Source organism: Sorangium sp. So ce321 (assembly GCF_051530195.1).
In the GTDB taxonomy this organism is placed as follows: domain Bacteria; phylum Myxococcota_A; class Polyangia; order Polyangiales; family Polyangiaceae; genus Sorangium.
Map to the genome: position 1 here is coordinate 13,336,272 of NZ_CP150329.1, position 14,781 is coordinate 13,351,052.

A 14,781-nucleotide genomic window follows, 5' to 3' on the forward strand; every position below is an offset into this window, starting at 1 on the left:
GTGCGTTGCGGGTTGAGGTGAGGTGATCGACGTCATCGGCGCTCGGGGACGAGCGTGAGCGTGTGGGCGGCCGGGCCTGCGAGGAGCGGCAGCGGGCGGCCGTCGACCCAGGCGCGCTGTTGATCGCGGTAGTGGGGCGACAGCGGGTCGCCCGATTGCCCGGCCGGCATGTGCAGGATCCCTTCCGGTTCGTGCCCCGGCGAGACGACGAGCCGCTCGCTGGCGGCGAGCGTGTCGCTCACCAGGCGCACGCAGACGTCGCACCCCGGGAGCGGCTCGTCGGGCATGTTGAGGCGCGCGGCGAGCTCCGGCGTCACCGCGAGCGGGTGCGCGATCTGCACCCGGCTCACCGCGCCCCACGCGATCTGGTCGACGGGCCGCCCGCCGTGCTCCCGCTTGGTGGCCGCCATGGCCTTCTCCAGCGCCGCGAGGACGAAGGCATCCCAGCCGCCCTCCGGCGCCGGCACGAGCTCGGCCGACCGCGCGTCGAGCGCGCGTTGCAAGGGCGTGTCGATGTCGGTCAGCTCGAGCTCCAGGGTCGGCTCCGCGGCGCGGCTCGCGCCGAGCCACGCGGCGAACACCTCGTCGGCCAGGACGTGCCGGAGCCGATCGAGGAGCGGCAGGCCGACGCTCGACACGTCGGCCCGGCCGTCCCACGCCTTCACCGCGCGCCGCGCCTCGGCGAGCGCCGGCCGCCTCGACACGGCCTCCTCGGTGAGCGCGCGCAGCGCGAGGTCGCGGTAGAAGCCGTAGAACTCGGCCTGCGTATCGAGCTGCAGCGCCAGGAGGTCCGCCTCGGCGACCTTTCGCGGCTCGCGCAGGCGCTCGGTGATGCGGTAGGCGCGGTAGCCGTTGGCATAGTCGCGGCCGAGCGCCGGCGCGCCCTCGCCGAGCGGCATGCGGTGGTTGGCGTTGACGACGAACCCCGACGGCGGATCCACGATGCGCGGCAGCGCGGCGGGGGGCAGGTAGCCGTCCCAGCCCGCGCGCCCGTCCGCCCAGGAGACGCTGACCGACCCGTCGAACCCGCGGCGCCGGGGCACGCGCCCGGTCACCGTCCACGCGACGCGGCCGCGCCTGTCGGCGAGCAGGACGTTGCACCCGGGCCCGCCGGCGGCGTTCATCACGGAGGCGGCCTCGTCGACGCTCCGGGCCCGATCCATCTCGAGGAGACCGAGGTCGACCCCCTCGGGATCGAGCGCCGTCCATCGGACCGCGACCTTCGCCCCGAGGAGCGGCCGCGGCGCGACCGGTCCCCAGATCGTCCGCCGGGCCGTGACGGTGACGTCGGGCTCGCCGCGGACCTTGATCGTCTCCTCGGCGACGTCGAACCGCCTCCACCCGGAGGGCGTCCGGTACTCGTCGGGGCGCTCGGGGTGGACCTCGATCTGGACGAGATCCATCACGTCGCCGTCGAGGTTGGTCATCCCCCAGGCGACATGGCGGTTCGTCCCCACGATGAGCATGGGCACGCCGGGCAGCACCACGCCCGCTACCTCGCTGTCGCCGTAGCGGAGCTCCGCGCGATACCAGATGTTGGGGACGCCGAGCTCGAGGTGCATGTCGTTCGCGAGGAGGGCGCGGCCGTCCTTCGTCCGCTGGCCGGCCACCGCCCAGCCGTTCGAGCCGACCGGCGCCGCGCCGGAGGCCGCGCTGAGCACCCCGCCGCGCCACGCCTGCGCCCTTCGGCTCTGGGCCACCAGCGCTCGCAGCTCCTCGGCCGGCAGCGGGGGAGCCGCGGGCGCCTGCGCGCCGAGCAGCGCCCTCGTGTACGGGTCGGTGCCTTCGAGCAGGAAGGACGTCACGCCCTTCGGGAGGCTGCGTGTCAGGACCGTGCGTGTCCGCTCCAGGTCCTCGGTGACGCTGAGGGCGTTGAACATCCCCAGCACCACGAGGACGCTGTCCTCCGGGCGCCACGGCTCGGGCCGATAGCCGAGCTTCTGGAACTCGACAGGGAGCGTCTCCGCGCTCCGGAGATAGGCATTGACGCCCTCGGCGTACGCGTCGAGCGCGGCGCGCTGGCGCTCCGGGAGGCGCGAGAGGATCGCCGACGCGGCCTGCGGGACGCCGTAGAGCCGCTGCCGGGTATCGGCCGGCAAGAGATCGCGCCCGAGGACCTCCGCGAGCCGCCCTCCGCTGCTCCGGCGGAGCAGGTCGAGCTGGAACAGCCGGTCGCGCGCCGTGAAGACGCCGAGGGCCCGGAGCGCGTCCTGCCGCGAGGCGGCGCGGATCGTGGGGATCCCCAGGCGATCGGACGTGACGGTCACCGCGCCCTCCAGGCCCGGCACGGTGAGGGCGCTGCCGCTGGCGCGCGGCGCCGGGGCGCGGGCGGCGCCCTGGGTCCCGTCGGCGCAGCCGGCGATCGTCAGCGAGGCGAGCGCCGAGAGGGCGAGTGATCGGACGCCGCGGCTCATATCTCCTGCTCCGCTACCTTGAGGTTCTCGTGGCCGCGGACACCGGTCTCCGGCGCGGCCTGCTGCTCGATGTGGAGCGGGTGGACCTCCGCGGATCTGGCCCGACCTCCCTCGTCGACACGCGCGCTCGCGGCCCCCGCGGGGGTCGCGGGCAGCTCTGTCAGGCGGCCGAAATCGAGCCGCAGGCAGCGATCCGCGAGCGCGAAGTACTGGTCGTCGTGCGTGATCACGAGGGCTGTCTTGCCCCTCGCCCTGAGCTCCGGGAGGAGCTCCGTGTAGAAGATCTTCCGGAACTGCGGGTCCTGGTCGGACGCCCACTCATCGAAGACGTAGAAAGGCCTGTCTTCGAGGTAGGCGGTGACCAGGGCGAGGCGCTTGCGCTGCCCCTGCGACAGCCCGCTCACGCGGAGGGCGCCCTCCTCGACGCGCACCCGGTGATCGAGCTGCAGCCGCTCGAGGTAGCGCCGGGCGCGCTCGTCGAGGCCGGGGCCGTCCAGGCCGAGCAGGTGCTCGAAGAGGTGGTATTCCCCGAAGACGACCGAGAAGAGCTGTCGATACCTGTCGCGGCTCTCGTCGTCGACGGGCACGCCGTCGAGCCGTATCTCGCCGGACTCCGGCGCGTAGAGCCCGAGGAGCAAGAGGGACAGCGTCGTCTTGCCGCTGCCGTTGCCGCCCACGAGGAACACGAGCTCGCCGGGCTTGAAGGCCAGATCGATGGGCCCGAGCTGGAAGCTGCCTTCTTCCTTCTCCCGGTAATAACGGTGCGTGACGCCGGACAGCGCGATGCGCTCCCACGCGCGGGGGGCCTCCGCGCCTCCGCGCGCCGGCGTCCCTTTCGCTTCGAGCTTCGCCTCGGGCGTCAGCGCGAGCCCGAGCTCGCTCACCTTCGCGAGCGCGACGCTGGCCCGCCCGACCGCCGGCAGGAACTCGACCGTCTGCGCGAAAGGCGTCATCAGGAAGAGCATCGCCAGCACGACGCCGGACACCGCCGGCGGCGTCAGCCCTGCCCAGGCCGGGAGGGCGAACAGGGTGAGCCCGAGGACGGCGTAGAAGAGCAGCGTGCCCCAGCCCATCGCGATGGAGTACTCGGTGGTGCCCGCCACGAACTCCCGCTCGTAGGTCGCCACGCTGCCGCCGAGGACGTCGGAGAGGAACGCCCGGCTGCGCCCGCCGTGCATCTTGAGCTCCTTGATCCCGCTCGTCAGCCCGCGGAAGTGCTGGAACAGGGCGTCGCTCGTCTCGCGGGCGCGCCTGAAGGCGTGGATCGCGCGCCCCTCGTGGGCGCGGAAGAGCGCGGCGCCGACCGCCATGGCGCCCAGCACGATCGCGAGCGCAGACCACGAGATCCGCCCGATATAGGCGAGGCAGCCGAGGACGGTGGCCACGTTGACGCAGAGGAGGGGCAGGTAGACGTACGCCTGCGTGATGACGGCCGGGTCGTCGTTGAGCGCCGCCAGGAGCCGGTGGGGGCCGAGCTGCTCGATGTGGCGCAGCGGCGCCTCGAGGATGCGCTGGCTGAGCTGCATGCGCAGCTCCGCGATCATGGCCTGTCCCAGCCGGGTCAGGAGCACCTGGGAGACGGCCCTGCTCAGCACGGCGAGGGTGGCGAGCCCCGCGAAGGCCCACGCGAGCTGCGCGGCGGGGCGGCCGTCCGCAGAGAGCGCCTCCTGGACGAGCGCGATGACGCCGGCGCTCGAGAGCCCGCTGATCACGCCGGCGGCGACGGCGAGGAGCAGGGGCCGGAGCGCGCGGCGCACGAGGAAGCCGAGCACGCTCATTGGCCCTTCTCCTTCGGCGGGACGGGCTGACCCTTGGTGGCGGCTGGCTCGCCGTCCGGCTCATCGTCCCGCCCGTCGTCCGGGCGCGCCGGGGCGCGCGAGCTTCCGGCGCCGGGGAGCCGCCTCGCGGTCCGGGGCAGCGCGACGAGGGCCGGCTCGGGGCTCGCGGCGGGCGCTTGTTGCCCTCGCGCCTCGTGGACGCGCTCCGCGAGCGCGGCCACGGTCGGCCGCTCGAAGAACTCCCGCAGCGACAGCTCCACCTGGAACGTCTCCCGGACGCGGTTGAGGATCTGCAGGGCGAGGAGCGACTCGCCGCCGAGCTCGAAGAAGTCTTTCCTGGGGTCGACGGGATCGATGCCGAACGCGCGCGCCCAGATCGCCGTCACCTGCGCTTTCACCGCCTCGGGCGACAGGCTCTCGCCTGCGCCGGGGGCCGCTGCCCCGGCGTGCCGGCGCGGCTCGCCGGTGCCGGCAGCCGCGGCGGTGTCGCCGGCGCCGAGCCGCCGGGCCAGGGCGGCGCCCTCGTCGTCCCTGGGCAGGCCGTGGAGCGGGCGGATCGAGACGATCACCTGCGGCAGCGCTGCCTGGCTCAGGATGTGGTGGAAGACCTGCTGCCCTTCTTCCGGGCTCATCCCGTCGAGGATCACGTCGTCGATCCCCAGGGCCAGGAGGCGCGCCTCGGCGCGGGCTGCCATACCGACGTTCCGGAAGCGATCGAGGTTGACGGAGACCGTGTACGGTCCTGCCCTGCGCGCGCAGGCCTGCGCGAACGCGTCGAGGAACGCGTTGGCGGCCGCGTACCCCGCCCGCGCGAGGCCGCCGCTCAGCGCGGTGACCGAGGAGCAGAGCAGGACGAAGTCGGGCCGGCAGGAGCGGGCGATCTCCTCGAGCGACAGCGCGCCGAGCGCCTTGGGGCCGAGCTCCGCTTCGAGCGCGTCCGTCGTGAGCCGCTCGATGAGCCCGCCGGCTGCGATCCCGGCCGCGTGGATCACGCCGTGCAGGGCGCCGAAGCGATCCAGCGTCTCGCGCGCGGCGGCGCGCATCTGCGCGGGGTCCGTGACATCGGCGCGCAGCGCCACGACCTCGGCGCCGGCCTGCTCGAGCGCCTGCAGGCGCAGGCGCTGCTCGTCGGTCGGAGGCGAGCGGCCCGTGAGGATCAGCCGCGCGCGCGCCGTGCGGGCGAGGTAGTCCGCGAGCAACAGCCCGACGCCTCCCAGCCCGCCGGTGATGAGGTAGACGCCGCGCTCTCGCAGCAAGGGGGGCGCTCCTTGCGCCGCCGCCAGCGGGATGGGCTCGACGGCGGGCACCCAGCGGTGGTGTCCGCGGTAGACGACGACGGGATCGCCGGCGTCGGAGCGCGCCTCCGCGAGGATCCGCTCGATGAGCCGATCGGCCTCCGCGGCGTCGGGGGTGGCGACCTCGAGATCGATCACGCGGCAGCGCACGTGCGGGAGCTCCAGCGGGACGCTGCGGCAGACGCCGAGCAGCGGGGCGTGCTCGGGGCGCAGGGCTTCCCGTCCGGTCAGGTCGTGCAGGCCGCTGGCGAGCGCGATCAGGTGGGCGCTTCCCGGCTGCTTGCCCAGCGCGCGCGCCAGCCAGAGCAGGCTCATCGAGCCCCGGCGCTGCGCTTCCCGGAACGCGCCCGGGCTGAGCTGCGGCTCGCGCGTGCCGTCGTGGTGGTCGCGCGGGCGGCCGAGGCTGAAGGCGTGCACGATGCGCGCGGGCCGGAGCGCGCCTGGGTCGAGCTCGCGGGTCAGCGCGGCGTAGTCCTCGGGCTGGTCCGGGCGGAGCGCGAAGGAGCGTTCCGCGAGGCGCTCGAAGCGATCGCCGCTCCTGACCCGGGTGACCCGCCGGCCGGCGCGCTCGAGCCGCTCTGCGATCCGGAGGCCGAGCTCCTCCTCGTCAGCGAAGACGAGCCAGTGCGCCTCGTCGGCCTCAGGCGCGAGCGGCAGCGGCTCCAGCGGGGAGCGCTTCCAGGAGGGGACGTAGAAAATTCCGTCAGCCAAAGACGCGCCGACCGAGGCCGACCCGACCGAGGTTGAGGCCGACCCGACCGAGGTTGAGGCCGACCCGACCGAGGTTGAGGCCGACCCGACCGAGGTTGAGGCCGACCCGACCGAGGTTGAGGCCGACCCGACCGAGGTTGAGGCTGTCTCCGGGCGCTCCAGCCAGTACCGCTTTCGCTCGAACGGGGTTGCCGGCAGCGCGACGCGCCGCCGGTGCCGCCCCGCCTGCAGCCCTGCCCAGTCCAGGGGCGCGCCCGCCACCCACAGCTGCCCGGCCGCGTCGAGCAGCGCCGCCCCCGGCGCCGCCGTCTCGCGGGCCGCGGGCGCTGCCTCGCGCGCCGCGGGCATGGACGCGAGCGCGAGCGACTCCGCCGCCAGCTGCCGGCACAGCGCGGTGAGCGTCTGCCCCGGCCCTACCTCGAGGAGGATCCGCGCCGGCTGCTCCCGCAGGGTCTTCACGCCGTCGGCGAAGCGGACCGTGCTCCTGAGGTGCCGCACCCAGTAGTCGGGGTCCTGCGCCTCGGCCGCCGTGATCCAGGTCCCGGTGACGTTCGACACCCATGGCGTGCGCGGCGCGCGCAGCGTGGTCCTTGCCACCGCCTCGCGGAACGCGGCGAGGGCGCCGTCCATCAGGTGGGAGTGGAAGGCGCGCGACGTGCGCAGGCGGCGGGCCTCGATCCCGCGGCCGGCGATCTCGCGCTCCACCCGCTGGATCGCTGCTGCTGGCCCGGACAGCACGCATTGTCGCGGCCCGTTGACGGCGGCGAGGGCGACCTCGTCGCCGAGCCAGCCCGCGACCTCGGCTTCCGGCGCGGACACCGCGAGCATCGCGCCGTCCGGCGTCGCCTCCATCAGCCGCCCCCGCGCCGCGACGAGCGCCAGGGCGTCGTCGAGCGACAGGCACCCTGCCAGGCAGGCGGCCACGTACTCGCCCACGCTGTGGCCGAGCATCGCGTCGGGGGTCAGCCCCCACGCCATCCACAGCCGCGCGAGCGCGTACTCCACGACGAACAGGGCCGGCTGCGTCACCGACGTGCGATCGAGGCGCCTCGCGGCGTCCTCGCGGTCCGCGGGCGCGGGGAACAGCGCCGTCCGGATATCCGCGCCGAGGTGGCGCTCGAGCCGCGCGGCGCAGTCGTCGACCTCGCCCCTGAACACCGGCTCGGCCTCGTACAGATCGCGGCCCATGTCGGGCCGGTGGGTGCCTTGCCCGGGGAACAGGAACGCGACCGGCCGCGGTCCGGCCACGGGCGCGCCGGAGCGCAGCGCGCCGCCGCGCTCGCGCAGCGCGCGCGCGGCCTCCTCCCGCGAGCGGCACACGACGGCGCGGCGGTGAGAGAACGCCCGGCGGCCGAGCTGCTGCGTGTGCGCGACGTCGCCGAGCTCGAGGTCGGCGTGGACCTCCAGGTGCGCTGCGAGCGCGTCGGTCAGGCGCTCGAGCGACGCGCTCGACCGGGCCGACAGCACGAGCAGCTCGCAAGGGCGGGGCGGGTCCGCCTCGGGCGGGGGCGGCGCTTCTTCGAGGACGACGTGCGCGTTGGTGCCGCCGAGGCCGAAGGAGCTCACGCCGGCGCGGCGCGGCGCGCCGCTGGGCGACCACGCCGCGAGCTCGGCGGCCACGTAGAAGGGGCTGTGATCGAGGTCGAGCGCGGGGCTCGGCGCGCGGAAGTGCAGGCTCGGCGGGATGCGCCCGTGGGCCACGGCGAGCGCCGCCTTGATCAGCCCGGTGACCCCCGCGGCCGCGTCCAGGTGCCCCACGTTGGTCTTCACCGACCCGATCGCGCAGAAGCGCTCCCTGTCGGTCGTCGCCCGGAACGCCTGGGAGAGCGCCGCGATCTCGATCGGATCGCCGAGCGGCGTGCCGGTGCCGTGCGCCTCCACGTAGGTGATGGAGTCCGCCTCGACGCCCGCGGCCGCGTGGGCGGCGCGGATCGCGCGGGCCTGGCCCTCGACGCGCGGCGCTGTGTAGCCGACCTTGGCCCGGCCGTCGTTGTTGACGGCGGACCCCTTGATGACCGCGACGATCGAGTCCCGATCGGCGATGGCGTCGTCGAGCCGCTTCAGGAGGACCACGCCGACGCCGCTGCCGCCGACGGTGCCCTGGGCCGCGGCGTCGAAGGCGCGGCAGTGGCCGTCGGGCGACGCGATCGCGCCTTGCTGGTAGAGGTACCCGGTCCGCTGCGGGACGCTGACCGACGCGCCGCCGGCGAGCGCCAGATCGCACTCGCCGGTGAGCAGTCCCTGGCAGGCCAGGTGCACGGCGACGAGCGACGTCGAGCAGGCCGTCTGCACGGCGATGCTCGGGCCTTCCAGGTTGAGCTTGTACGACACGCGGGTCGTCAGGAAGTCCTTGTCGAGCGCGAGGAGCGCGGCGACGTCGGCCGCTGATTGCAGGCGCGGCCCGCCGGGGAAGTGGTGGGCCAGGTACCCGCTCAGGCTCGAGCCGGCGTAGACGCCGACAGGGCCGCCCGCGCGCTCCGGATCGATCCCGGCGCTCTCGAACGCCTCCCACGCGCACTCCAGGAACAGCCGGTGCTGCGGGTCCAGCGCGGCGGCCTCGCGCGGCGTGAAGCCGAAGAGCTCGGCGTCGAACAGGTCGATGTCGTCGAGCACCGCCCGCGCCCGCACGTAGTCGGGCCGCGCGATCAGCGCCGGGTCCACGCCCGCGGCGACGAGCTCCTCGTCGGTGAGGATCGAGACGGACTCGACGCCTGCGCAGAGGTTTTGCCAGAACGTCGCCACGTCCCTCGCGCCCGGAAAGCGCCCGGCCATGCCGATGATCGCGATCTCCAGGCCCGGGCGGGGCTCGCCGCTGCTCGGTGTCGTCATGACTTCTTCGTCTCCAGCTCGCCGCGCCGTCGCGCGAAGATCTCCCCGCGCCGCTGCTGCGCGGCCCTCGCCCGCTCGTCGTTCCGCTCTCTGGCCTCGGGCGCGGGCTCGGCGCTGGCTTCACGGCTCAAGGCCGCTGCGAGCGAGGCGATGGTGGGGTGTTGAAACAGGACCAGCATCGGCAGCCCGCGGTCGACCTCCTCGCGCAGGCGGCTGTGGACCTTCGCCAGCGAGAGCGAGTGTCCGCCCAGATCGAAGAAGTTGTCGTCGACGCCGATCTGCGAGGCCGGGAGCACGTCTCGCCAGATCGCCGCGATGGTGCGCTCGAGGTCTGTTCGCGGCGGCGTCACGGCCCTGGCCGGCGCGTCGATCTGCTCGGGCGCGGGCAGGGCGCGTCGGTCGACCTTGCCGTTGGGGGAGAGCGGGAGTCGGTCGAGGGCGACGATCGGCGCCGGGACCATGTAGGCCGGCAGCGTCTCGGCGAGCCAGGCCCGCAGCGCCTCCGGCTCGGGCGCGGACCCGTCGCGGCCGGCCACGTAGGCGACGAGCCGCTTTCCGCCGTGGGCCTCGTCGCGCGCGACGACGACGGCCTCGCGGACGTCCGGGTGCTGGAGCAGGCGGGCCTCGATCTCGCCGAGCTCGACGCGCAGGCCGCGGATCTTGACCTGGTGGTCGAGGCGTCCGAGGAACTCGATGGCTCCGTCGTGCCTGTGTCTGGCCAGATCCCCTGTGCGGTACAGCCTGCCGCCGGGCGCGGCGCCGAAAGGATCGGGCACGAAGCGCTCAGCGGTGAGCGCAGGGCGGCGGTGGTAGCCGCGCGCGAGGCCGACGCCGCCGATGTGGAGCTCGCCGGCGACGCCGACGGGCACCGGTTGTCCGTGTCGGTCGAGCAGGTAGATCTGGGTGTTGGCGATGGGGTGCCCGATGGGGACCGAGGTCGAGGAGTCCTCAGGCCGGCAGGCCCAGGCGGTGACATCGATGGACGCCTCGGTGGGCCCGTAGAGGTTGTGGAGCTCGGCGTCGGGCAGCCGCTCGAAGCAGCGGCGCGCGAGCTCCGCGGGCAGGGCCTCGCCGCTGCAGATGACCTTGCGCAGCGACCTGCACGAGGTCGCGCCGTGCGTCTCCAGGAAGGCCTGGAGCATGGGCGGGACGAAGTGCAGGGTGGAGACGCGGTGTCGCGTGATGAGCTCGACGAGCCGCTCGCCGTCGCGGTGGTCGCCGGGGCGCGCGACGACGAGGGCGGCGCCGGTGATGAGGGGCCAGAAGAACTCCCAGACCGAGACATCGAAGCTGAAGGGTGTCTTTTGCAAAACCCTGTCTTCGGCGGTGAGCCCGTAGCGCTCCTGCATCCATTGGAGCCGGTTGAGCAGGCCGCGGTGGCTGTTGCCGGCGCCCTTGGGCCGGCCGGTCGAGCCCGAGGTGTAGATGGTGTAAGCGAGGTGGTCCGGCGAGACCGGGACGGCGGGGTTGGCCGTGGGCTCGCTGTCGATCTCGGCGCGGTCGGCGTCGAGGCAGAGCACCTCGGCGCGGTGGGCGGGCAGGCGCGAGGCGACGGGCCACTGGCTGAGCAAGACCGGGGCGGCGGCGTCCTCGAGCATGAAGGCGATGCGGTCGGCGGGATACTCCGGGTCGATGGGGACGTAGGCGCCGCCGGCCTTGAGGATGCCGAGCAGGCCGACGACCATCTCGACGGAGCGCTCGGCGGCGATGGCGACGAGCCCGTCGGGCGCGACGCCGCGGCGCCTGAGCGCGTGGGCGAGCTGATTGGCGCGCTGGTTGAGCTCTCGATAGCTCAGGCGCCTGTCGTCGAAGATGACGGCCACGGCGTCCGGCGTCCGCTCGGCCTGCGCCTCGAAGAGCTCGTGGACGCGCCGCTCGTCCGGATACGCCCGCTCGGTCGCGTTCCAGCCGGTGAGGAGCTGCTCCCGTTCGGTCGCATCCATCATCGGCAGATCGCCCAGCCGCGCCTCTGGGTTGGCGACGAAGCCGTCGAGTATCGCCACGAGGTGCCGCGTCATGCGCAGGACCGTGGCGCGATCGAAGAGATCGGTGTTGTACTCCCACGCACCGCGCGCTCCCTGGCCGTCCGCGGCCAGGTTGAGCGCTAGATCGAACTGCGCCGTACCCGTGTCGACCCGCTGCGCGCTGCTCGACAGGCCGGGGATCTCCGGCGCCTGCTCGGGCGTCGGATCCATGGCGAGCATCACGTTGAACAGCGGCGTGTGGCTGAGGTTCCGCTCGAGGGACAGCGCCTCCAGCACCCGCTCGAACGGCACCTCCTGGTGCGCTTGCCCCTCCGTGACCGCCGCGCGGACGCGGGCGAGGAGCTCCGTGACGCGCGGGTTCCCGGAGAGGTCGACGCGCAGCGCCAGCGTGTTGAGGAAGCACCCGACCACGCCCTCGAGGGCCGCCCGCGGCCGCGCCGCGACCGGCGTGCCGACGCAGACATCGCGCTGGCCCGTGTACCGGTGCAGGAGCGCGAACAGCCCTGCTGCCACGGTCGTGAACAGCGTGGCGCCCGCCCCGCGCCCGAGGGCGGCCAGCCGCGCCACGAGCTCCGGCGGCAGCGCGAGCTCCTCGCGCGCGCCCGCGTAGGTCTGGACCGAGGGACGCGGCCTGTCGGTGGGGAGCTCGAGCGGCGGCACAGGCCCCTTCAGCCGGCCGCGCCAGTAGGTGAGCTCCTGCTCGCGCGCCGCCGCCGGTTCGCTCCGGCGCTGCCACAGCGCATGATCCGCCGGCTGGAGCGGGAGCGGCGCGAGCTCCGGGGCGCGCCCCGCGGAGAGCGCGCCGTACAGCGCCGAGAGCTCCCGCAGGAGCACGTTCATCGACCAGCCGTCCGCGATGAGGTGATGGCAGGTGAGCGCCAGCGCGTGCTCCCGCTCGCTCATGCGGAGGAGCGCCCAGCGCACCGGCGGCTCGTCGAGGTCGAACGCGCGCTGCGCCCCGCTGCGGAGGCGCTCTTGCAGCGCCGGCTCCCGCTCCTCCTCGGCGAGCGCGCTCAGGTCCTCGAGCGGCAGCGCGACCGGGGCGGGCGGCGCGATCCTCTGGAGAGGCTGCCCCGCGACGGAGGGAAAGCTGGTGCGCAGGGCCTCGTGGCGGGCCGCGAGCGCCGTCACCGCCTGCTCGAGGGCGCGCCGGTCGAGGGCTCCGGAGAGCCGCACGGCCACCGCGATATGGTAGACGGGCGCCCCGGCGACCAGGTGCTCGAGGAACCACAGGCGCTCTTGCACGAGGGACAGCGGCAGTCGCTCCGGCCGCTCACCCGGCGTGAGCGGCGCGAGCGCCGCGGGTCGGCCGGTCGATGTGCCCGCGGGCGCGCTGCCCTGCCTCGCCTCGATCCACGCCGCGAGCGCCGCGACCGTCGTCGACTCGAAGAGCTGCGCTGGCCCCACGTCGGCGCCCACGGCCTCGCTCACCCGGCCGCTCACCTGCATGGCGCGCAGCGAATCTCCGCCCAGGCTCAGGAACTCCTCGTTCCTGCCGACCCGGGCGCGCCCCAGCACCTCGGCCCAGATGCCCGCCAGCGTGGACTCCAGCGCTGTCTGCGGCGGCTCCGCGATCTCCGCCTCCGCCCGCGCGTCGGGCGTCGATTGCCACACGGCGTCCAGGGAGCCGTCCAGGAACCGTCCGCGGCACGCCCTCCGTTGCACCTTGCCGCTCGTGGTCCGCGGCAGGCTCCCCGGCTTGATGAGCACGACCGCGTGGACGGCGACCTCGTGCCGGTCGGCCACGGCGCTCTGGACGGCCGCGCAGAGCTCCGCCGGATCTGCCGAGGGGGAGGCGCGCCGTCCGAGCTCCTGAACGATGACGACGCGCTCCTCGCCGTCGACGTCCACGGAGAACGCCGCGCCGCCGCCGGCGCGGAGGCTCGGATGGCTCTCCTCCGCGGTGATCTCGAGATCTTGCGGATAGAGGTTGCGCCCGCGGACGATGATCAGGTCCTTGAGCCGCCCGGTCACAAAGAGCTCGCCGCGCGAGAGGAACCCGAGATCGCCCGTCCGGAGGAACGGACCTTCGCCCGTCGACAGCCGCGCTCCGAACGTGTGTGCCGTGTCCTCCGGCCGCTCCCAGTAGCCCTGGGCCACGCTCGCTCCGGCCACCCAGATCTCGCCGACGCGCTCTTCGTCGCACGGCCGGCGGCTCTCGGGATCGACGATCAGCACCTGTTCGTCGGCGGGCGGCCCCCCGCAGCCCACCAGGGTCGATCCGGCCTGCGGATCGTGCGGATCGAACACGGCTCTTCCCTGCCCGAGCGCCGCGCGGTCGACCGCGCGGAGGACCGGGGGCGCCTCCGGCGCGCCGCCGCTGACGAGCAGCGTCGCCTCGGCCAGGCCGAAGCACGGATAGAAAGCGGCGCGCCGGAACCCCGACGGCGCGAACGCGTCCGCGAAGCGGTCGAGCGTCGCTGCCCGGATCGGCTCGGCCCCGTTGAACGCCACCTTCCAGGAGCTGAGGTCGAGCCCTTCCCGCTGCTCCGGGGTGATCTTCGCGACGCACAGATCGTAGGCGAAGTTCGGGCCGCCGCTCGTCGTGGCCCGGTAGCGCGAGATCGCGGCCAGCCAGCGCCAGGGCCTCATCAGGAAGTGGTCGGGCGATAGCTGGATGCAGGGCACGCCCACGTAGAGCGGCTGAAGGATGTTCCCGATGAGCCCCATGTCGTGGTGCGGGGGCAGCCACCCGACGATCACGCTCTCCGCGGTGTGCCCGAAGGCGCGCTGGATCATGCGCTCGTTGCTCAGCAGGTTGCCGTGCGTGAGCACCACGCCCTTGGGCGTTCCGGTCGAGCCCGACGTGTACTGGAGGAACGCGACGGAATCGGCCGTCACCCGCGGCGGCCGGAAGCCGTCTTCGACGCCGGAAGGGGCCTTGTCGATGGCCACGCAGCGCAGGCTGCAGAGCTCGGCGAGGGCCGGATCCTCCGCGAGCATGGCCACGCTGCTCACGAACGCATCGAGCGTCAGGACGACGCTCGGGCGGCAGTCGCGCACGATGGAGAGCACGCGGAGCAGCCCCCGCTTTCGCTGCGGCATCGGGACCGGCACCGCGACGAGCCCGGCGTAGAGGCAGCCGAAGAAGGCGGCGATGAACTCGATGCCTGGCGGCACCAGGATGAGCGCGCGCTCGCCCGGACGCGCGTCGATCTGCGCGGCGAGCGCTCGCGCCCACCGATCCAGCTCGCCGTAGGTCAGCGAGCGAGCGTCCGCCTCCCCGTCGAGCAGGAAGGTATAGGCGTGCGCGGACGGCCGCTGCTCCGCGCGCCGCCGGAGCAGCGCGACGAGCGTTGCGGGCTCGGCCGCGTCGCGATCGCTGATCGCAAGCCCATGTGATCGGTTCGACTCCATCGCCACCTCAGCTCCAGCTCGAAAAAGAAAGCCCGGCGGACGACTCCGGCTCGCTCGCCAGGTCCTGGGCTCCGAACCCGGCAACGCTCTGCGTCATGAGCGAGGGGCGCGAGAACACGCCCCGCGTCTTCCGTCCCCGCTCGCCAGGTCATTTTTGAAAATGAAAATGATGATCAATATCCAGACGGCGGTTGTATGGAACACCGATCCGGTGCATGTCAAGGAAAATCATAGAAAAAATGGCGACCAGATCCCGGCTCTGTGCCGTCAACGTGAAATTGATTTTGGTTTTCAATTCAGGTACCGAGGTCTTCACGGCCATGGACGCCTGTCCGGTTCCGACCCCCCTGCACCGGGAGCGCGCTCCTGGCCGAAGGCTGATGCGGTGACGCAACGCTCCTTCGCGGTTCGA

At 73.7% G+C, this 14,781-nt stretch carries 5 protein-coding genes; all 5 read right to left on the reverse strand.

Annotation, left to right across the window (positions count from 1 at the left end; genetic code table 11):
• Positions 1-32: 32 nt before the first annotated feature.
• The 5 genes from WME89_RS49505 to WME89_RS49525 all read right to left on the reverse strand — a co-directional run bounded on the left by WME89_RS49505 (position 33) and on the right by WME89_RS49525 (position 14,691).
• Positions 33-2,414: a penicillin acylase family protein gene (locus WME89_RS49505; RefSeq protein ID WP_438006479.1), complete on the reverse strand. Its 2,382-nt coding sequence runs from the start codon at positions 2,412-2,414 to the stop codon at positions 33-35.
• A complete protein-coding gene (locus WME89_RS49510) occupies positions 2,411-4,192 on the reverse strand; it encodes a cyclic peptide export ABC transporter (RefSeq protein WP_438006480.1) in 1,782 nt (593 codons plus the stop codon). The genes WME89_RS49505 and WME89_RS49510 overlap by 4 nt, the downstream gene beginning before the upstream one ends.
• Positions 4,189-9,027: a type I polyketide synthase gene (locus tag WME89_RS49515; RefSeq protein WP_438006481.1), complete on the reverse strand. Its 4,839-nt coding sequence runs from the start codon at positions 9,025-9,027 to the stop codon at positions 4,189-4,191. The genes WME89_RS49510 and WME89_RS49515 overlap by 4 nt, the downstream gene beginning before the upstream one ends.
• A complete protein-coding gene (locus WME89_RS49520; RefSeq protein ID WP_438006482.1) occupies positions 9,024-14,369 on the reverse strand; it encodes an amino acid adenylation domain-containing protein in 5,346 nt (1,781 codons plus the stop codon). The genes WME89_RS49515 and WME89_RS49520 overlap by 4 nt, the downstream gene beginning before the upstream one ends.
• 148 nt (positions 14,370-14,517) lie before the next feature.
• Complete coding sequence (locus tag WME89_RS49525; protein WP_438006483.1) at positions 14,518-14,691, reverse strand: hypothetical protein; 174 nt, start codon at positions 14,689-14,691, stop codon at positions 14,518-14,520.
• Positions 14,692-14,781: the final 90 nt, after the last annotated feature.